We start from the raw sequence: 18,699 nt of genomic DNA, 5'->3' as shown, positions 1-18,699 counted from the left end.
CCATCTGCCATGAAAGCTGCTGTCATTGTCTTCCCCGGTTCCAACTGTGATCGCGACCTTGCGGTGGCTTTACGCGAAAGCGGAGCCGATGTGGAAATGGTCTGGCACAAAGACACAACCCTGCCTTCTGGCCTCGATTTTGTCGGTGTTCCGGGCGGGTTTAGTTTTGGTGATTACCTGCGTTGTGGTGCGATTGCCGCGCAAAGCCCAATTTGCCGCTCTGTGGTGGATTTTGCCAATAAGGGCGGCCATGTTTTTGGCGTGTGTAACGGCTTTCAAATCCTTGCAGAAACCGGCCTGCTTCCGGGGGCACTGCTGCGTAACGCTGGCTTGAAATACATCTGCAAAACCGTGCCGCTTGTCGTTGAAAACGCCGACACGCTATTTACGCGCGGCTATGAGGCTGGCCAAGTGATCGACATCCCGATTGCCCACCATGACGGCAATTATACAGCTGACGCCCAGACCATTGAACGTCTTCAGGGTGAGGGGCGCGTGGCTTTCACATATGGCGACAACCCCAATGGCTCCACAGCCGATATTGCGGGTGTGCTAAGTGAAAATAAACGGGTTTTGGGCATGATGCCTCATCCTGAGCGCGCTTTTGACGCCAGCCATGTTGGCACTGACGGACAAGCGTTCTTTCGCTCAATTGTGAGCGAATTGGTTAGCGCATAGACGCAACGTCTTGAGCCTTTACGGCGTAGGGGGTATCGTTGGCTATGGCTAAAGATGCGCCCCATTCACCCGATCCTTTAAGTGCTGTCCCGTCGATGGGGGGGGACGTTGGGCTGAGCCGTAGCACAAGAAGCGGTGCAAGTTCTGGACTAAGATCTTCAGAAATCCCATTGAGGCGTGTTGCAAAAACGGGCTGGATGGCCCGTGGTTTGCTGATCCTTGCCATTGCCATCGGGGCGGGCATAATCTGGTCTACCAATACACTTTTGACCGAACGATATACCGAAACGACCCGCAGTCGTGCACAGGTGCGGCTCGCGCTTTATTCGGGCAATATTGTGGGCGAAATCAGACGTAGCGCTATTGTTCCACGCCTGTTGGCACGTGACCCTGTCCTGACGGGCGCGTTGAATTCATCCGACTTTACGCAGTCAAGTCAGCAGCTGATCACATATGCCGAAGAGATCGGCATCGCGGGTTTGCAATTGTTGGATGAAAGCGGACGTGTGGTTGCAGCCACCGACCGCAATCTCCTTGGGGGAAATGCGCGCAACTCTGAAGCCTTTGTCGCAGCCGTTCGCACGGATGGCGCGATTTTTGGCGTGTCCCAAAATGAGACGGGCGCGTCAAAATTCACTTATTCCCAGAAGTTAGTCTCCAACGGCACCCTTATCGGGGTCATCGTTGTGGATGTGGATTTACGCCAGTTTGAGGCCTCCTGGAAAGGGACAACGGATGCGGTGATCGTAACCAATTCCGAAGGAAATATCATCCTTTCAACCGAACCCCTTTGGCGTGGTTTGACCGAGAAAGAAGCCCTGAAAACCAAAAGTGCGCCGTCCGCGATCACTCGCGCTTTGAATGCAACTCGCGATTGGGCTGAGGTTGGTTGGGGCGATTTGCCCGTGGAAGCCTATCTTCAGGGTGAGGCCTTAATGCGCCAAGAAGTGCGGGTGCCGTTCCAAGGATGGAAGCTCACCAGTTTCACCACATTTGCCTCGGTGCGCGACAAGGTGAACGGTGTTTTAGCCCTCGAAATTATGGGCGGGGCGATATTGATCGCGCTTGGCTTTTATTTCACCTCTCGGCGTGCGCGCTTAAGTTCCGTGTTTTTCCAGAACGAGTCGGCGGAACTTCGCCAGCTAAACCAGCGCCTTCAGCGCGAAATTGCCGAGCGTGAGAAGGTTGAAAAACACCTCGATATGGCCGAACAAACCCTTGCTCAAAGCTCTAAACTCGCAGCCTTGGGCGAGATGTCGGCGGCGGTTTCGCATGAGTTGAATCAACCCCTCGCCGCGATGAAAACCTACCTCGCTGGGGCCAAGCTTTTGCTCGTCAGAAAACGTCCAGAGGAGGCCCAAGCCAGCTTCCAGCGGATCGACGATTTGATCGAACGTATGGGGGCGATTACCAAGCAACTCAAGAGCTATGCGCGCAAGGGCGGGGACACGTTTCAACCCTTTGATATAAGATCCGCGCTCTCTTCTGCCTTGTCGATGATGGAGCCACAACTCAAGCAACGGCACGTTCAAATTACCCGTACAATTCCACGCGATCCTGTGATTATTTTGGCCGACCAGATGCGTCTAGAGCAAGTCATTATTAACCTGTTTAGAAACGCCTTGGACGCGACGAAAACCGCAAAGAACCCGCATATCGAAATCCTGTTAACAGTCGGCGAAACCGCCGTTTTATCGTTGCGGGATAATGGGCCAGGGATTGACGATCTTGACGCGTTGTTTGAGCCATTTTACACTACAAAAGCGCCGGGCGACGGTGTGGGCTTGGGGCTTGCTATCTCCAGCGGGATCGTAAACGATTTCGGGGGGCGGTTGACCGCTCGAAATGCCGCCAAAGGGGGGGCTGTATTTGAAGTGACGCTCCCCATATTAAATGATGAATACACATCAGCCGAGTGAGGACTAAATGGCCAAAGCCATGAAGATTGCCATCGTTGACGATGAAAAAGACATGCGTCAATCGATAAGCCAGTGGTTGGCTCTGTCGGGTTTCGACACTGAAACGCATGCCAGTGCGACAGAGGCTCTTAAATCTGTTGGGGCCGATTATCCCGGAATTGTTGTTTCCGACATTCGGATGCCTGGGATGGATGGAATGGCGCTGTTGCGCAAGTTGATGAGTATCGACTCGGGCTTGCCAGTGATCCTAATTACGGGACACGGCGATGTGCCAATGGCAGTGGAAGCGATGCGGATCGGGGCGTATGATTTCTTAGAGAAGCCTTTCAACCCCGATGTCATGACCGAAATGGCGAAAAAAGCGACTCAAGCGCGTCGATTGACACTTGATAGCCGTGCGCTGCGCCGCGAATTGGGCGACGGCGGAGCGGTGATGAAGAAACTCATCGGTGCCAGCCCAGAAATGGAGCGGCTGCGCGAAGATATCCTTGATCTTGGGCAAGCCGATGGCCACGTACTAATCGAGGGCGAAACGGGTACGGGTAAAACACTGGTGGCCCACGCGCTGCATGCCGTCGGATCCCGTGCGGGCAAGAAATTTAAGTTGGTGTCCTGCGCCGCTTTTGAGGAAGAAGAATTGGCGCGGCGGTTGTTTGGCCCTATTGATGACGGCGGCAACCAACCGCTGGTCGAAGACGCGCGCGGCGGCACGTTGGTGCTCGAAGATATCGAGGCGCTTAGCCAAGGGCTTCAGGCGCGTTTGCTGACGTTTATGAATGAACAGGGAACTCCCGCAGAAACGCGGATTATCGCGATTTGCAACTTGCAAGAGCAGGGGAAAACCTGTGAAGACGCCCTGCGGCCCGATCTGTTTTACCGCCTGTCTGCGTTGAAAATAACTTTGCCGCCATTGCGTCAGCGGGGCGAGGACATCCTGTTGTTGTTCACGCGCCTATCCGAACAATTCGCCGAAGAATATGGCTGTGACGCCCCGCAAGTGAGCGCACAAGAGGCCGCACAATTATTGCAATCGCCCTGGCCCGGAAATGTGCGCCAGTTGATTAACGTCGCTGAACGGGCGGTCCTGCAAAACCGTCGTGGTTCGGGCACCATTGCAAGCCTGCTGATGGCAGATAATGACGATGTGGCTCCGACGATGACCACCGATGGCAAGCCCCTCAAGGAATATGTGGAAGCGTTTGAGCGGATGCTGATCGACAATACAATGCGCCGCCACAAGGGTAGCATCGTGAACGTTATGGAAGAGCTTTGCCTTCCCCGTCGGACGCTAAATGAGAAAATGGCCAAATACACTTTGACCAGATCGGACTATATTTAAAACACGTCCCAAATGCGGCAGAACGGGCTTTGATGTCACGTCATTTACCGCCTTTGGGAAAGGGAATGAAGGGAGCGCACGCACAGGTTGTGTCGTGCGCATTTTCCCCATTGTCTTTTATCCCCAATACCAACTAGTATCGTTTTACGGCGGGCCGTCCAATGGGGACTGTACCGTACGGAGAGTTTCGCTGCGACCGGCGGGACGGGGCCATGGCTCTGACGACGGCGCAGACCGATTAGGCCGCAAGGCTGCAAATTTGCCCGTGAGGCCGCGAGCCGGCCCGGGCGCATGAACGGATGTTTATATCATTACTGATACAGAACATCGGAGCAGAAACGCGAATGAGATGCGACGGAAGACAGAGGCAAAGAGTTGAGGTCGGCATTGCCGGCCCCATAACTTTGCCATTTACCCGTGACGCATCCTTCGCCCAAATCAGACACCCGGCACGACGCACCGCCCTTATCGGGGGGCGTGTTTTGCACGTGTGCAAAGAGTTCAAATGGCTAAGAAAATGCTTATCGACGCCACCCACGCAGAGGAAACTCGCGTTGTGGTGGTTGACGGAACCAAAGTTGAGGAATTTGACTTTGAGGCCGAAAATAGACGCCAGCTAGCTGGCAATATATATCTTGCAAAAGTAACGCGGGTTGAACCGTCGCTTCAAGCGGCGTTTATTGATTATGGCGGAAACCGCCATGGTTTCCTCGCTTTCTCCGAGATTCATCCGGATTACTATCAAATCCCCATAGCCGATCGCGAAGCGCTTTTGGCCGAGGAAGCTGCCTATGCTAAGTCGCTTCAGGACGATGACGAGCAACCCGACCCAAAACGTCGCCGTCGTCGCCGGAGCGGAAAAGCCGCCGAAGCCAAGTCGGGCGACGCAGTTGAGACTAAAGAAATCACAGAAGACACGCCGAAAAAAGAATCCGACGGGCCATCTAGCATGGACGTCGTCGATTTTGGCGAAGACGACGACAGCCAAAACGCCGATGCGTTTGAAGGCAGCTCTCCGATGGAATTGGTGGCCGAAACACCGGTCGATACACCCGCGGCAGACGAACCCGAAGATGAAGATACTTCGCCAGCTGTAAAAACAGACGCCTCCGACGAGGATGACTCGGATGATGGTGACGACGACGACGCGCCTTTGCAAGCGACCGACAAAGACGACAGTATCGAGTCTGTTGCAGATGAAGATGTGCAAGACGAAGTGCGCGCTCCGCGTAAATTCCGTCCACGGAAATACAAAATTCAAGAAGTGATTAAAGTTCGCCAAATTCTTTTGGTTCAAGTCGTGAAAGAAGAGCGTGGCAACAAAGGCGCCGCGCTTACAACATACTTGTCTTTAGCTGGTCGCTACTGCGTCTTGATGCCGAACACCGCACGCGGTGGTGGCATTTCTCGCAAAATCACAAATATCGCTGATCGCAAAAAGCTCAAACAAATCGCGCAAGAGATCGACGTTCCAGAAGGGGCAGGGCTCATTGTGCGTACGGCTGGGGCCGAACGGACCAAGCCAGAAATCAAGCGTGACTATGAATACCTTCAACGTTTGTGGGAGCAAATTCGCTCTCTAACGCTTAAATCCATCGCCCCTGCCAAGATCTATGAAGAGGGGGATCTCGTCAAACGGACGATCCGCGACCTTTATAACAGCGAAATCGATGAGGTTTTGGTCGAAGGCGAAGCGGGCTATCGCGTGGCCAAGGACTTCATGAAAATGATCATGCCGTCCCATGCGAAAAACGTAAAACGCTACACCGATCCGTTGCCATTGTTCGCGCGTTTCCAAGTCGAGACCTATCTCGCGGGAATGTTTAATCCGACAGTGCAGCTGAAATCGGGTGGGTACATCGTTATCGATGTGACCGAGGCACTTGTTGCTGTGGACGTGAACTCTGGTCGTGCCACAAAAGAAGGCTCAATCGAGGATACGGCCACAAAGACCAACCTTGAAGCCGCAGAAGAAGTGGCGCGTCAAGTACGCTTGCGCGATCTAGCTGGCTTGATCGTCATCGACTTTATTGACATGGAAGATCGCCGCAACAATGCAGCCGTTGAAAAACGGATGAAAGACAAATTGAAAACCGATCGCGCTCGTATTCAAGTCGGTCGGATTTCTGGTTTCGGCCTTATGGAAATGTCGCGCCAGCGCTTGCGTCCGGGGATGCTCGAAGCAACCACACAACCTTGTCACCATTGTCACGGCACGGGCCTGATCCGCTCCGACGACAATCTCGCGCTCGCGATTCTACGACAGCTCGAGGAAGAGGGTGTCCGCCGTCGGGCGCGCGAAGTACTGCTCAAAGCGCCAGTGGGTATCATGAATTTCCTCGTGAATAATAAGCGCGAGCATATCGCGCAGATTGAAGCACGGTATGGTCTGTCTGTGCGCATCGAAGCTGACCCTTTCCTTGTCAGCCCAGATTTCAGCATTGAACGTTTCAAAACTGCTACGCGCAATTTGCGTCCTGTTGAAACCGCAGTTGTCTCTGCTGATGCTTCGTTGATGGATGATTTGGACGAAGAAATTGAAGCGCTGGAGGTCGAAGAAGAAGTTGTTGTGGCACCGGTTGTCGCGGAAGCTCCGAGTGACGGACCATCCCTAAACGAAGACGGAACCCCCAAGAAACGCCGTCGCCGCCGCCGCCGTCGGAGAGGTGGGAATGGTGGCGATGCCTCCAATTCCGAAGGCAACAATCAAGCCCCGCAAGACGCAAGTTCGGATGGTGAAAATACAGCGCCGACTGTGGAATCAACTTCTGGCGCGGATTCGGAAGCACCGTCGGTCAACTCTCAGGAGCAGGTGGCCGAGGTTAGCGAAGAAGCTTCAGGAAAGCGTCGCCGTGCCCCGCGTCGGAAGAAATCTGATGCGGTGGCTGAGGGAACGAATGAAACGGCTGTAGGCGACGTCGCAGCTTCGGAAACATCTCCAGAAGTTGAACCAGGCGGTTCACAAATTGACTCAATTGATACGACCGTCAAAAAACCGGTGCGAAAACGTGCGCCGCGTAAAAAACCTGTGGTCGAAGCACTTGCCGATGCCAATCATGCCGAAGAAAGCAGTGACAATGTTGCACCTGTGACCGAACCTCCTTCGGAAACAGTGCAAGAGGTTGAAAAACCCAAAACACCTCGCAAACGCGCGCCGCGAAAACCAAAAGTTGCGGCTGGCGAGGAGAGTACTGCGGAAGTGGCGGAGGTGACTTCCGCGCCTAAACCGCCGCGTAAGCGCGCGAAAGCGGTTCCGAAAGCTAAGAAAGATACGATTGTTGAAGTCGTGTCCGAACCAGTAGTTGAAGCAACAAGTGAGAGTGCTGTTCTTGCAGAAAACGTTCCAGCCAAACCTAAGAAATTGGGTTGGTGGTCAGCCGGTAAATAGTGGTGGCTTGAGACATGAAATGACGAAAAAGGCCCCTAGTGATCTAGGGGCCTTTTTCGTCTACGCTGTCGCCCGCTAGGAGTTGGTTTGCGTTACCTAGTGTCATTTTCGTATTTCAAGTTGATATTTATTAGAACAGCGTCAAGTTACCTTCACCGTTGTTCTCTGTGGCCTCAAACGTATCCGCATCGTTCCCCTCAAGACGGCCGGTAAGGCTTGTGAGGCGAAGCGTTTCCCTCAATTGAATAGACGTAACATATTGTTCCGAGGTCCCATTGGTTGCATCTGATAGGAGGATCGACAGTTTGCTAAGGTCTTCAAGTTTCTGCTGCATCCGGTCCAAAGCCTGAAATTCTATGATTGGCACATCACACAAATCCGAAACCTGATCCATTGTTCTACCTAGCGCATGTTGAACTGAACTTGCGGATTCTGCGATTCCGGAAAGCTCAATAGCAACACGCCCCAGTAAGACACTCACATCGATATTTGCGTGTTCAAGGTCTTCGTTTGGTGTTTGGATCGTTGTGGTTTTCAAAGCTACAGTCGCCCTACAACGGCTTCTATGCATGCCCTCAGTTGGACTGGATCAAAAGGCTTTTTTAGGAAATTATTCATTCCCAATTGTTTACCCTTTTCAATGATCTCACGATCTGCACGTCCAGTAATCAGAATAAATCCGACACCTTTTGTTTTTGGTCCCTGACGTAATGCGTGTAAAAGGTGCAAACCATCCATGCCAGGCATGTTATAATCAGAAATGACAAGATGAACTGGCGAACGTTCTAAGGCAACAAGGGCAGCTTGCCCGTCTGCAACACTACCAACATTTCTAACGCCAAACCCATCCAAAGCCTGAGTGAGAAGCCCTCGACTTGTGGACATGTCATCCACAACCATGACGCGTAATTGATCTCTTAAAGACATGGCTTTTTCCTTTACCAATATTGCTCGTTTGCGACAGTTTGTCGTTTTAAGTAGTTGGACGAGGGCTTCGTCTGTATATTGTCATGCCACGATTCTCGAAATCGGTGTTCGATGTTTCCGGAACGCGTTCAGAGTGCCCGACGAATAACCATCCCTCTGGCGCAAGCGCGTTTTGAAATCGTGGCCAAAGTTTGTTTTGAGTTTTGTCATCGAAGTAAATCACCGTATTTCGGCAAAAGATAATATCAAAACTTCCGGATATTGGCCATTTTTCCAATAAATTCAGTTCCCGAAACGTGGTTAGAGATAGCAGATCTGGGTGTGCTTGGAATTTTCCCAGCTCTGTCGAACTCGGGTTGTCGAAGTACTTTTTGCGGAGTTCTTGTGGAATTGCACTCAACTGCCGTTCATCGAATGTGCCATTTTTTCCAACAATCAAAACTTTCGGATCGATATCTGAAGCCAAAATTTTAACATCAAGGCTTGAAGCTTGCGGAAGGATTTCGAGTAGCGTCATTCCAATGGAATAGGCCTCCATTCCCACAGAGCAGCCTGCAGACCATATACGAATTCTGTTCCCAGCTTTGGCACGACGCGCTAGATCGGGAAAAACGTCGGTTTTCAAGTATTCAAAGTGATGATTTTCCCTAAAAAAACTCGAGATATTTGTTGTCAGCGCAGAAATCATGAGCCGCAACTCATTCTTTCCATCCGGAGATGAAACGAACTGGCAGTAGTCGTCAAAGTTTACGATATTGGTTTCGCGAAGACGTTTGACCAGCCGTGAAGATACAAGTGCGGATTTCGAAACTGGAAACACCAGCCCAGCTTCTTTGTGGGCCAGGGACGAAATAATCGCAAATTGGTCGGGAGTCATCTCGCCAACGTCGTCTGCAGCGCTGGGGTTAAGTGCGTTCATACGACCTCCAGCGGAGCTGAAAGTAATGCCGCACGCAAGTCTAGAACGCGTAGCATACGGTCGTCTACAATCGTCAACGCGCTTACAAAGTTTTGGTTTGCGTCAGCTGCCATGTCAGGAGGCGCTTGAAGTTCATCCGTCGTAACTGTGAGGATATCGGAAACCGCATCGACAAGGAGTCCAACGACTTCGTCCTCAGATTGTACGACGATAAACACATTTCGGGCCGAAGTTTCAGTCATGTTTTGACCAAGTCTCGCAGCTAAATCTATTATCGGAAGAACGGTTCCGCGCAGATTGATCACCCCGCGCACGAAGTGAGGCGAGTGTGGCAAAGGTGTTGCCCGTGTCCATCCTCTAATTTCTCGCACCGACATGATATCGACCGCATACTCCTGTTCACCAACTCGAAACGATAATAGTTCAAGTTCTGAAATAGTTTTTTCTGTTGCTGTATTTGTCATCTGATCTAACCTGCTAATTCGATTGGGGTTTCAGAGGGAACTGTACATCCTGATGCGCCCGAAACGATGTCAACGGGATCTAGAATGAGTGCAATTTGGCCATCGCCAAGAATGGTCGCCGCGGCAATTCCTGGGACGCGACCATATCCTTCTTGGAGGCCTTTGATCACGACTTGCCTTTGGTCCCTAATCTCATCGACGACTAAAGCCGCGCGGCTTCCATCTTCGTGGGCAATGAGGAGAACGATTGAACCCACGTAGTCAGCTTGCGGTTTGCGGTAGCCAAGTTCAGACCCCAAGTCGAGAAGGGGGACGAACCCATTTCGAACCCTAACGACCGAAGTGTGTGGCCCAAATGAGCTGATATCGCCTTCGCCAAGTGTGAGCGTTTCGTCAATTGTATTTAGAGGAATGACTAGCGTTTGACCGGCAACCTGAATGACCATTCCGTCCAAAACCGCCAACGTAAGGGGCAGGCTGATTGAAAAAGTGGTTCCAACGCCAGCAGTCGAAGTAATCGTAACGCGCCCACCCAGCGATTGTATGGCACTGCGCACAACGTCCATGCCAACTCCGCGACCGGAAAGGTTGGAAATCTGATCTGCCGTCGAGAAACCTGGGAGAAAGAGAATATTATCGATTTCACTATCGGTGAGTTGCGCGTCGTCGGCGACAAGCCCTTTGGCAATCGCCTTCTCGAGGACTTTGGGGCGATTTATGCCTCCTCCGTCGTCGCTGACATCAATGACCACGCGCCCAGAGCGATGGCGCGCCGAGAGTGAAATGACACCAACGCGGGGCTTCCCAGCGGCCAATCGATCTTGGGTGTTTTCAAGCCCGTGATCAACCGCATTTCGTATCATATGTGTTAAGGGGTCAGCCAGTCGTTCTATGACCGTTTTATCCACTTCGGTGCCTTCGCCAACAGTGTCTAAATGGACCTCTTTTTCTACGGCTGCCGAAGATTCGCGCACAATTCGTGCCATGCGCTGGAAAAGCGTTTTTACTGGCTGCGCGCGGATCATCATAACGCTGTCTTGAATATCCCGCGTGAGCTGTTGTAACTCGTCCAAACCTGTAAAAACGGGGGCATTCGAGGGAAGGCCAGCTTCGGCAACACTTTGCGATAGCATTGCTTGATTTATGACCAACTCACCAACTAGATTTACAAGACGATCCACACGTTCTAGGTCCACGCGCACGGTGGCACGGGGCTTGGTTGCAATTGCCGCGGTCTCCTCTTCTGGGCGGCGGGGCCCTTCTTGTGGCACAGGTTTGACATCTAGATTTGAAGGTGTGGAATCTACTACATCATCGGGGCTTTCAGCACTGGCAGGGGCTATTGGGCTCACCTGGACTGTGCTTGGAATCGGATCTTCAGCCTTAGAGGGTAACAGTTTGTCGACCTTGGTCTGTGAAGCATCTGTCGACTGGGAAACAATTTCAAGTTCAACGGGTAGGAGTTTTGTCGCTTCAATCGTGAGCTCGCAAATGTCTGCAACAAAATCAAAAGCTTCCAATATTTGCGCTTTGCTCTCATCAGTGACGAGAATAATGTTCCACGTTAGGTAATTTTCTTCCGCAGCAAGGTCTTCGAGGTCCGGGAGGTTGCTTTGATCCACGTTGATGGACATTTTCCCCATATTTCGAAGCGTTCGGAAAATGAAAATGGGCTCGTTACCAGTGGCGTAAAGCTCACTTGTTGGTGTGAACGAAATTTTATACGCGTTCAACGGGTCTTCGTCGGGTTGAGAAACAGTCTTTTCGTTGACGGTACCGTTGCAATCTTCCGGAACCACGTCGACAGGCAAATCGGAGATGTCGGGAAAGGCAACATCCGGCTCGTCAAACGCGGGAAGATCCATGTCCAGTCCCGGCAAGTCCAGTGAGAATCCAACACCAGTTGCGACAAAATCTGCGGGATCCATTTCCTCTTCTTCTTCCTCTTCGCCACCAATAAGGTCTAGAAGAAGTTCGAGAACCTCGTTTATGGGCGTTTTGTCCGTCTCTGTCGCATCCCGCGAGGCGCGAACGATGTCACTTAGGAGGTCTGCGGCGCGAAAGAATACCTTTAGCGCATCACCCTCCGGGGCAAGTGTGCCTGATCTAACATGATCTAGAGTGGTTTCGTATCGGTGGGCAAATCGAACCAACTCATCCAAGCCAAAAGCGCCAGCGCCGCCTTTGATTGAATGGACCGCTCGGAAAACGACATTGATCGTTTCGCCGTCGCTAGAGCCGTCCTCCATGGACATAAGCCCGTCCTGCAGCGCTTCAAGGAGTTCTTCACACTCTTGAAAAAACGCGGTGCGGATTTCCGCCATTGGATCAATTTGTTCACTCATAAGAAAATCCTTATCCGGTGACCATTTGTAAGGCGCGTACCAGCTTTGACGGGTCAAAAGGTTTTACAATCCACCCCGTCGCACCCGATGCGCGAGCGCGCGCTTTTAATTCCGGTGCGCTCTCAGTTGTGAGAACCAATATCGGGATTGATCGGCGCTCTGGTATTTTGCGGACCGCATCGATAAAGCCAAAGCCATCCAAGCGGGGCATATTGATATCAGTGATAATAGCGTCAGGGGTGAAATCCTCGAGAACTTCAAGCCCATGTTGTCCATCCTCGGCTAGAGTCGGTTCAAAACCGGCTTGGCGCAGGGCCAAACTGATCATGTCGCGCATGGTTCGGCTGTCGTCTACGGCTAGGATATTTAGGCTCACTTGCTGTTCTCCTCAAAAGATTCGGGCGTAAGGCCGCAAAGGGCCAATTGATCCACACATGCGTCGGTTGAATTCACGAGTTTTAATTCGTGACCTGCACCGTGCCATTCGGAAGCTGCTGAAAGTAGAACTTGTTGGCAAAGGGTGCCAAGGTGGGTCACTTGAGAGGCATCGACATCAATGTCAGCGCCGCGAAGGGACCGCAATCGATTGGCCAATGGCTCAGCATCGCTGAGACCTAGGCGGCCTTGCAATTGAATGCGGGCGGTCATAGCGCCGCACCATGTGAATGAAGTTTCGAGTTCGCCACGTGAATCCCCTGTTGTTCCGGTCGATGAAAACAGGTGTAGGGGATGGGTTGTTAAAAATAGCTTACTTCAAGGGGAGTTTCATTTGCTCAAATTTGAGAGATGTTGCGCACAGCCAATTAATGCTGCGTAATCGTCTTCAATCGCGGTGATGGAAAAATTGTCGACAAATGTAGAGAACCGCCCCTTGTCTCGGAATGCGGTCGAAAAACCATAGTCCGCGAGATAGGGCACCATGGCGCGCGACACGCCGCCCACTAAATAGATACCGCCAAATGGCAAATGGATGAGGGCAAGATCGCCAACAACCGCACCCAAAATGCGACAGAATGTGGTAAGGGTCCGGACGGCCAGAGGGTCATCCTTTGCTACAATTGAAGCCATAATTTCGGCAGCGGATTTTATGGTTTTCTGAGCAATTTCAGCGCTATACCATGCATATATCCTCTCAAGTCCGCGCCCGGAAATAACTTCCTCCACGCCGGGAAATCCGTGGGAGCTTTGCACGTAACGACTGAGGCTCAAGTCCGCTTCGTCGCGCGCAGGCATGGTAATATGCCCACATTCGGATGGGGTTACGAGACGGCCACCGGCGGTGTCGTATACGGCGGCTGCGTTAAATCCGGTCCCGACTCCAATCACCAATTTGGCGGCATTCGGTCCGGCTTCTTTGCCTGTTGAAATCGGCGTAAGTTCGGAGGATTTGAGATGACCTAAGGCGTGACCCTGCGCTTGAAGGTCATTCAAAATTGAAACAATTTCCGCGCCCGTCGCTGCCGCCAATGAGTCTGGTTCTATCGTCCAGTTCAAATTCGTCATGGTGGCGACGCGATCTCGAACCGGACCCGCCACGGCAACACACACGCCCGAACAGTCCACATTGCCTTGTTCGGACACATATTGTTTTAGGATCGTGATAAGGTCAGGGTATTTGGCATTGCTAAAACGCTGGATTGAGGCCTCAAGAACTCGTGTCCCTTCACTTAGGGCGACGCGCGTATTTGTTCCGCCGATATCGGCCAACAAAGAATAGCGGTTCGAAGCTGTCGTATGTGTCATCGTATGGCCTTTTATCCTGCGAGTGGGGTTTATCAACCGCGCACGAATTTTCAGGGATATCTAAGTCATTTGGTGAAAAGAAAATACCCCTGTTATTCGCTCCCGACTTTGCCTCATCCGCTTAGCGCTGTGGGGCAGGGCCCGTTGAGCTCCCAACCATAAGTTCTGCCTCCCAAAGCTCTTGCACAGGTTGGGTACTGCCTGATGTAATCGATTGCAAGAGAATTTTGGCGCATTGGCTGCCCGCGTCCCTGACAGAGGACCGTGTGGCGGTAAAGGTTGGGATGCTGTCGCCATTGCGCAAATAGGACAAATCATCGTCATGGGTCACCACCGATACATCGCGTCCTATCAAAAGACCCGCACGCCCAATCGCCCGCCGAATTCCAATCGCCATCAGATAGGAGGACGCGATGATAGCGGTCGGAGGATTATCGTCTGCGAGGAGTTTCCTGCTGATATCATAGCCGAATTGTTCCGTCATTTCGGTGCTAAACATCAGGGAAGGGTCGGGTGCGATACCGCGCTCCGAAATAGCCTCGACAAAGCCCGCGCGGCGACGGGACGCAAAATCCATGGTTTCCAGCCCATTCAGTAAGGCGATGCGGCGGTGCCCTAAATCAAGCAGCAAATTGGTTGCCCGTTTAAAAGAGCGTGTATTGTTGATGTCGAGCCACGAATACCCCTTATCATTGCCCATCATGCGCCCATGCACCACAAATGGCAGGCCGATCTCCTGTAACAATGCAACGCGCGGATCGTCTTTTCTGGGGCCGTGTACGATGATCCCATCCACAGACCCACGCGCCGCCATCCGCCGATAGGCTTGCTCCTCATCATCGTCCTGAACAACAGATAACAGCATGTCATAGCCAGCATTTGAATAGGCGACCCCGGCCCCCGCGATGAAATCGCCAAAAATCGGGTTAACCATCTCGTGATTGTTGGACATGGGAATAACGTGTCCAATGGCCATTGCGCGCCCCGTTGCCAGACTTTGGGCGCGGGTATTAGGGCTGTAATGATGCTTGCGCGCCGCTGCCAGAACCTTAAGGCGCGTTTTCTCGCTCACCTCGGGATAGCCGTTTAGGGCGCGGCTCACCGTGGTTTGGCTGAGGCCAAGGATGTCAGAAAGAGATTTAAGGTTCATGGGTTTCTCAAAGCGCTTAGATTTAAGTTGGAAACGATAGACCTAAATTATTCCAAGGTCAAAGAAAACAAAAAACTTATAAAAATAAGGATATTTACCTGCATTGAAGTGGGATTTGTTCCCCGTTGACTTTTTGGAGAATCTGCGCAATTGTATTTTTCCCAAAGCGCTTTGGTTTTTGCGATTCGACTTTTCATTCACTGTGGTCGTACCCTTCAAAAGCGCTTTGGAAAAAAAACAAAGCGCTCAGCGCTACTTGGGAGGAAGAAAATGAAACACAAATTGTTGACTGGTGCGGCCGTGATCGCACTCACCGCGGGGACGGCGCAGGCCGACCTTCTGTTTACGCCGGGCGAGGGGGATTTTAACTGGGAGAGTTTCGAAGCCCTTAAGTCCATGGATTTATCCGGTGAGACAGTGACTGTATTCGGCCCGTGGCTCGGCGAAGAAAAAGACCGTTTTGAATCCGCAGCGGCCTACTTTGAAGAGGCCACAGGCATTGACGTTCAGTATTCTGGTTCCGACAGTTTTGAGCAACAAATCCTGATCGATACCGAAGCAGGTTCCCCGCCAAATATCGCAATTTTCCCTCAGCCTGGCCTTGCGGCAAACCTCGCGGCCAAAGGCTTGCTTTCGCCACTTGAAAGCACGGATGCTGACTGGGTGCGCGAAAACTACGCGGCGGGTCAGTCTTGGGTTGATTTGGCAACTTATCCCGACAAAGACGGCAACGATCAGTTCTACGGCCTGTTTTATCGTGCCGACCTGAAATCGCTGGTTTGGTATGTGCCTGAGAATTTTGAGGATGCTGGTTACGAAATTCCGCAATCGATGGAAGAGTTGAAAGCGCTTTCCGAACAAATCGTTGCGGATGGCGGCACACCATGGTGTATCGGTTTGGGATCGGGGGCCGCGACCGGCTGGCCTGCAACCGACTGGGTAGAAGATATGCTTTTGCGCACATCGCCACCTTCCGTCTATGACCAATGGGTTGCCAACGAAATCCCGTTCAATGACCCCGCGATTATTGCCGCGATCGAAGAATTCGGCGCATTCGCCCGCAACGACGCCTATGTTGCCGGTGGCGCAGGGACCGTGGCTTCCACGGACTTCCGCGATAGCCCCAAAGGTCTCTTTGAATCCCCCCCGCAATGCTATTTGCACCGTCAAGCCAGCTTCATTCCCGCGTTCTTCCCTGAAGGCACGGTTATGGGTGAAGACGCTGACTTCTTCTACTTCCCAGCCTATGCCAGCAAAGACCTCGGCAAGCCAGTTTTGGGAGCCGGAACCGTTGCGACTATCACGCAGGATTCCAAAGGGGCACGCGCCTTTATGGACTACATCAAATCGCCCCTCGCTCACGAGATTTGGATGGCACAAGGTGGCTTCCTTACTCCGCACAATGGCGTGAATCCCGCTGTATACGAAAGCGATGCACAACGCAAAATGGGGGAAATCCTCTTGGGCGCAGATACCTTCCGCTTTGATGGTTCCGACCTGATGCCCGGTGCGATCGGCGCAGGTGTTTTCTGGACCGGCATGGTGGATTACACGGGTGGGAAATCCGCCGAAGATGTGGCCGCTGACATCCAAAATACTTGGGACGGCATTAAGTAAGCCTAACGCCCTCTTAGAAGGTCCCGCGTGAATGCGGGGCCTTCGCACTCCTGAATTCCCCCACTTTCTTTTATTGGCGAGGTCGCGATGGAACAGCTTTTCTGGGCCCTTTTTACCGTTGTAGCAGGCGTCTTTGGCTGTGTGGCCTATTACTTCTTCTCCAACTATCTACTCGACTGGAAGTACCCCGCACGCGGTGTGAACGCGGGCCGCAATATCAACCGTGCTTCCGCCATTCGCCCTTGGCTCTTCCTGTTTCCGGCCATCGCTTTGTTGGCAACGTATCTGGTCTATCCGGTTGTGATGTCGATCTGGCTTTCGCTGCATGATGCCAACGGCGAGGAATTTACTGGCGCTGATAATTACAAATGGCTACTGGTCGATACAAAATTCGCGGAATCCATGCAAAACAATATGTTATGGCTGGTTGTCGTGCCCGCTGCGGCCACGTTCTTTGGCCTTATTGCCGCCGCCCTCACTGACCGAATTCGTTGGGGGAATTTCGCGAAATCCCTTATTTTTATGCCCATGGCGATCTCTTTTGTCGGGGCCTCGGTGATCTGGAAATTCGTCTATGATTACCGTGGCGAAGGCCAAGAACAAATCGGCCTGCTCAACGCAATCGTAACCTATTTTGGTGGCGCGCCACAGGCTTGGATCACCCTGCCGTTTTGGAACTCTTTCTTCTTGATGGCCATTTTGGTGTGGATCCAAACGGGCTTCGCCATGGTCATCCTTTCGGCCGCCCTGCGCGGGATTTCCGAAGAAACCATCGAGGCAGCAATTCTGGATGGTGCCAGCCCGTTGCAGATATTTTGGAAGATCAAAGTCCCTCAAATCTGGGGCACAATCGCCGTGGTCTGGACCACAATCACCATACTTGTACTCAAGGTTTTCGACATCGTTCTCGCCATGACAAACGGCCAATGGGGCACACAAGTCCTAGCGAATTTGATGTTCGATTGGATGTTTAGGGGCCTCGATAATGGCCGCGCCAGTACGGTGGCACTCGTGATCATGATCTTGGTAACCCCGATTATGATTTGGAATATACGCAATGCACGTCGGGAGATTTCATAGTGGATAATATTGCTGGTGTGAAATCGCGACTGACGTGGGTCGTGAATCTTTCGGTTTTGGTGCTCGTCGTTCTCTGGACAATTCCGACTTTTGGTTTGCTGGTAAGCTCCTTTCGGGACCGTGATCAAATCTCGACATCCGGTTGGTGGACGTCGCTATCGGCGGGAGAGCGCAATCTAACGCTGCGCGGTGCTGACCCAGATACGGCCGTTGAGGACGGCGACGGATGGCTTATCTCGGGCAGTCTTTTTCCAGAACCCGCCGTCGTCACCGCCTTCGGGATCAACGCAAATCGCCCGACTGAATTCGCTCCCGGCGACGTCGCGGAACGGCAAGGGGCCTTCATTCGGGTTGACGCCGGCGGGGCCTATCAAATCACGTCGCTTGAGAAACCAACAGGCTCGCGGGGAACCCGCATTTTTGTAACCTCTCTTGAGCAACCCAAGTTTACTTTAGACAATTATCGTAACGTTTTGTTTTCAGAGGGAATAGGCCGTAGCTTTATCAACACGTTTACCGTGACAATCCCCGCAACGATCATCCCAATCCTCATTGCGGCATTTGCGGCTTATGCCCTTGCATGGATGGAGTTTCCGGGACGATCGCTCTTGATTGCAACGGTCGTTGGACTGCTGGTGGTACCGCTTCAAATGGCTCTGATCCCGCTGCTCAAGCTGCACAATGAGATCGGAATTGGCAAAGATTATCTCGGTATTTGGCTGGCTCATACGGGCTTTGGCCTCCCCATGGCGATCTATCTTTTACGTAATTATATCGCGGGGTTACCGCGAGAAATCATCGAAAGTGCCCGCGTTGATGGCGCCACGGACTTCGATATTTTTCGAAAAATCGTCTTGCCTCTGTCCTTTCCAGCCCTCGCAAGTTTCGCGATTTTCCAATTCCTATGGGTGTGGAACGATTTGCTTGTGGCGACGGTTTTTCTTGGAAACAACGAAGATCAATTGGTGATGACGGGACGTCTGCGCGAACTTTTGGGCAGTCGAGGGGGGGATTGGGAAATCCTTGCCGCCTCGGCCTTTGTCTCCATTGCGGTACCGCTCGGCGTCTTTTTCGGGCTTCAAAAATACCTCGTCCGTGGGTTGCTCTCGGGCTCGGTCAAAGGTGGATAA

16 protein-coding genes are annotated in these 18,699 nt (G+C 52.3%); 7 read left to right on the top strand and 9 right to left on the bottom strand.

The window, feature by feature from the left end; translation table 11 throughout:
- Nucleotides 1-9: 9 nt before the first annotated feature.
- From purQ to AB9F26_RS16920, 4 genes are all read left to right on the top strand, one after another.
- Nucleotides 10-678, top strand: coding sequence for a phosphoribosylformylglycinamidine synthase subunit PurQ (gene purQ / locus AB9F26_RS16935; protein WP_335584452.1), 669 nt, complete (start codon nucleotides 10-12; stop codon nucleotides 676-678).
- A 197-nt stretch (nucleotides 679-875) separates the two neighbouring features.
- A complete protein-coding gene (locus tag AB9F26_RS16930; RefSeq protein ID WP_369768551.1) occupies nucleotides 876-2,597 on the top strand; it encodes an ATP-binding protein in 1,722 nt (573 codons plus the stop codon).
- A 7-nt stretch (nucleotides 2,598-2,604) separates the two neighbouring features.
- Nucleotides 2,605-3,936: a sigma-54 dependent transcriptional regulator gene (locus AB9F26_RS16925; RefSeq protein WP_039003195.1), complete on the top strand. Its 1,332-nt coding sequence runs from the start codon at nucleotides 2,605-2,607 to the stop codon at nucleotides 3,934-3,936.
- A 505-nt stretch (nucleotides 3,937-4,441) separates the two neighbouring features.
- On the top strand, nucleotides 4,442-7,324 hold the full coding sequence (locus tag AB9F26_RS16920; protein ID WP_369768543.1) for an Rne/Rng family ribonuclease: 2,883 nt from the start codon (nucleotides 4,442-4,444) through the stop codon (nucleotides 7,322-7,324).
- A 130-nt stretch (nucleotides 7,325-7,454) separates the two neighbouring features.
- Here the strand turns inward: AB9F26_RS16920 and AB9F26_RS16915 are convergent, their stop codons facing one another.
- The 9 genes from AB9F26_RS16915 to AB9F26_RS16875 all read right to left on the bottom strand — a co-directional run bounded on the left by AB9F26_RS16915 (nucleotide 7,455) and on the right by AB9F26_RS16875 (nucleotide 14,872).
- Nucleotides 7,455-7,862, bottom strand: a complete 408-nt coding sequence (locus tag AB9F26_RS16915) for a hypothetical protein (RefSeq protein WP_039000836.1) — start codon at nucleotides 7,860-7,862, stop codon at nucleotides 7,455-7,457.
- Nucleotides 7,863-7,864: 2 nt separating this feature from the next.
- Nucleotides 7,865-8,251 (bottom strand): response regulator, encoded by a 387-nt coding sequence (locus tag AB9F26_RS16910; protein ID WP_039000835.1) that lies wholly within the window; start codon nucleotides 8,249-8,251, stop codon nucleotides 7,865-7,867.
- Nucleotides 8,252-8,297: 46 nt separating this feature from the next.
- A complete protein-coding gene (locus AB9F26_RS16905) occupies nucleotides 8,298-9,170 on the bottom strand; it encodes a protein-glutamate O-methyltransferase CheR (RefSeq protein WP_369768542.1) in 873 nt (290 codons plus the stop codon).
- On the bottom strand, nucleotides 9,167-9,634 hold the full coding sequence (locus tag AB9F26_RS16900; RefSeq protein WP_039000833.1) for a chemotaxis protein CheW: 468 nt from the start codon (nucleotides 9,632-9,634) through the stop codon (nucleotides 9,167-9,169). The genes AB9F26_RS16905 and AB9F26_RS16900 overlap by 4 nt, the downstream gene beginning before the upstream one ends.
- Nucleotides 9,635-9,639: 5 nt before the next feature.
- Nucleotides 9,640-11,979: a chemotaxis protein CheA gene (locus tag AB9F26_RS16895; RefSeq protein ID WP_335584455.1), complete on the bottom strand. Its 2,340-nt coding sequence runs from the start codon at nucleotides 11,977-11,979 to the stop codon at nucleotides 9,640-9,642.
- A 10-nt stretch (nucleotides 11,980-11,989) separates the two neighbouring features.
- Nucleotides 11,990-12,355, bottom strand: coding sequence for a response regulator (locus tag AB9F26_RS16890; protein WP_039000832.1), 366 nt, complete (start codon nucleotides 12,353-12,355; stop codon nucleotides 11,990-11,992).
- Nucleotides 12,352-12,627, bottom strand: coding sequence for an STAS domain-containing protein (locus AB9F26_RS16885; RefSeq protein ID WP_335584456.1), 276 nt, complete (start codon nucleotides 12,625-12,627; stop codon nucleotides 12,352-12,354). Before AB9F26_RS16885 ends, AB9F26_RS16890 begins: the two co-directional genes overlap by 4 nt.
- A 117-nt stretch (nucleotides 12,628-12,744) precedes the next feature.
- Nucleotides 12,745-13,722 (bottom strand): ROK family protein, encoded by a 978-nt coding sequence (locus AB9F26_RS16880; protein ID WP_369768541.1) that lies wholly within the window; start codon nucleotides 13,720-13,722, stop codon nucleotides 12,745-12,747.
- A gap of 121 nt (nucleotides 13,723-13,843) precedes the next feature.
- On the bottom strand, nucleotides 13,844-14,872 hold the full coding sequence (locus tag AB9F26_RS16875; protein WP_369768540.1) for a substrate-binding domain-containing protein: 1,029 nt from the start codon (nucleotides 14,870-14,872) through the stop codon (nucleotides 13,844-13,846).
- Between the two features lie 270 nt (nucleotides 14,873-15,142).
- Here AB9F26_RS16875 and AB9F26_RS16870 point away from each other — a divergent pair, with 270 nt between their 5' ends.
- The 3 genes from AB9F26_RS16870 (at nucleotide 15,143) to AB9F26_RS16860 (ending at nucleotide 18,699) form a co-directional block, all read left to right on the top strand.
- Entirely contained in the window at nucleotides 15,143-16,489 is a 1,347-nt protein-coding gene (locus tag AB9F26_RS16870; RefSeq protein ID WP_369768539.1) for an ABC transporter substrate-binding protein, read from the top strand.
- 87 nt (nucleotides 16,490-16,576) lie between these two features.
- Nucleotides 16,577-17,569 (top strand): carbohydrate ABC transporter permease, encoded by a 993-nt coding sequence (locus AB9F26_RS16865; RefSeq protein ID WP_039000826.1) that lies wholly within the window; start codon nucleotides 16,577-16,579, stop codon nucleotides 17,567-17,569.
- Nucleotides 17,569-18,699: an ABC transporter permease subunit gene (locus AB9F26_RS16860; protein WP_335584461.1), complete on the top strand. Its 1,131-nt coding sequence runs from the start codon at nucleotides 17,569-17,571 to the stop codon at nucleotides 18,697-18,699. Before AB9F26_RS16865 ends, AB9F26_RS16860 begins: the two co-directional genes overlap by 1 nt.

Source organism: Falsihalocynthiibacter sp. BN13B15 (genome assembly GCF_041205415.1).
Classification (GTDB): Bacteria; Pseudomonadota; Alphaproteobacteria; order Rhodobacterales; family Rhodobacteraceae; genus Falsihalocynthiibacter; species Falsihalocynthiibacter arcticus.
Note: the sequence above shows the minus strand (reverse complement) of the source record. Positions and strands in the feature narration are given on the sequence as shown.

Excerpts from the sequence above, each read along its gene's own strand:
- AB9F26_RS16865 (WP_039000826.1), top strand. The coding sequence starts at position 16,577 with ATGGAACAGCTTTTCTGGGCCCTTTTTACCGTTGTAGCAGGCGTCTTT.
- AB9F26_RS16905 (WP_369768542.1), bottom strand. The coding sequence starts at position 9,170 with ATGAACGCACTTAACCCCAGCGCTGCAGACGACGTTGGCGAGATGACT.
- AB9F26_RS16870 (WP_369768539.1), top strand. The coding sequence starts at position 15,143 with ATGAAACACAAATTGTTGACTGGTGCGGCCGTGATCGCACTCACCGCG.
- AB9F26_RS16900 (WP_039000833.1), bottom strand. The coding sequence starts at position 9,634 with ATGACAAATACAGCAACAGAAAAAACTATTTCAGAACTTGAACTATTA.
- AB9F26_RS16930 (WP_369768551.1), top strand. The coding sequence starts at position 876 with ATGGCCCGTGGTTTGCTGATCCTTGCCATTGCCATCGGGGCGGGCATA.
- AB9F26_RS16880 (WP_369768541.1), bottom strand. The coding sequence starts at position 13,722 with ATGACACATACGACAGCTTCGAACCGCTATTCTTTGTTGGCCGATATC.
- AB9F26_RS16920 (WP_369768543.1), top strand. The coding sequence starts at position 4,442 with ATGGCTAAGAAAATGCTTATCGACGCCACCCACGCAGAGGAAACTCGC.
- AB9F26_RS16895 (WP_335584455.1), bottom strand. The coding sequence starts at position 11,979 with ATGAGTGAACAAATTGATCCAATGGCGGAAATCCGCACCGCGTTTTTT.
- AB9F26_RS16925 (WP_039003195.1), top strand. The coding sequence starts at position 2,605 with ATGGCCAAAGCCATGAAGATTGCCATCGTTGACGATGAAAAAGACATG.
- AB9F26_RS16910 (WP_039000835.1), bottom strand. The coding sequence starts at position 8,251 with ATGTCTTTAAGAGATCAATTACGCGTCATGGTTGTGGATGACATGTCC.
- AB9F26_RS16885 (WP_335584456.1), bottom strand. The coding sequence starts at position 12,627 with ATGACCGCCCGCATTCAATTGCAAGGCCGCCTAGGTCTCAGCGATGCT.
- AB9F26_RS16875 (WP_369768540.1), bottom strand. The coding sequence starts at position 14,872 with ATGAACCTTAAATCTCTTTCTGACATCCTTGGCCTCAGCCAAACCACG.
- purQ (WP_335584452.1), top strand. The coding sequence starts at position 10 with ATGAAAGCTGCTGTCATTGTCTTCCCCGGTTCCAACTGTGATCGCGAC.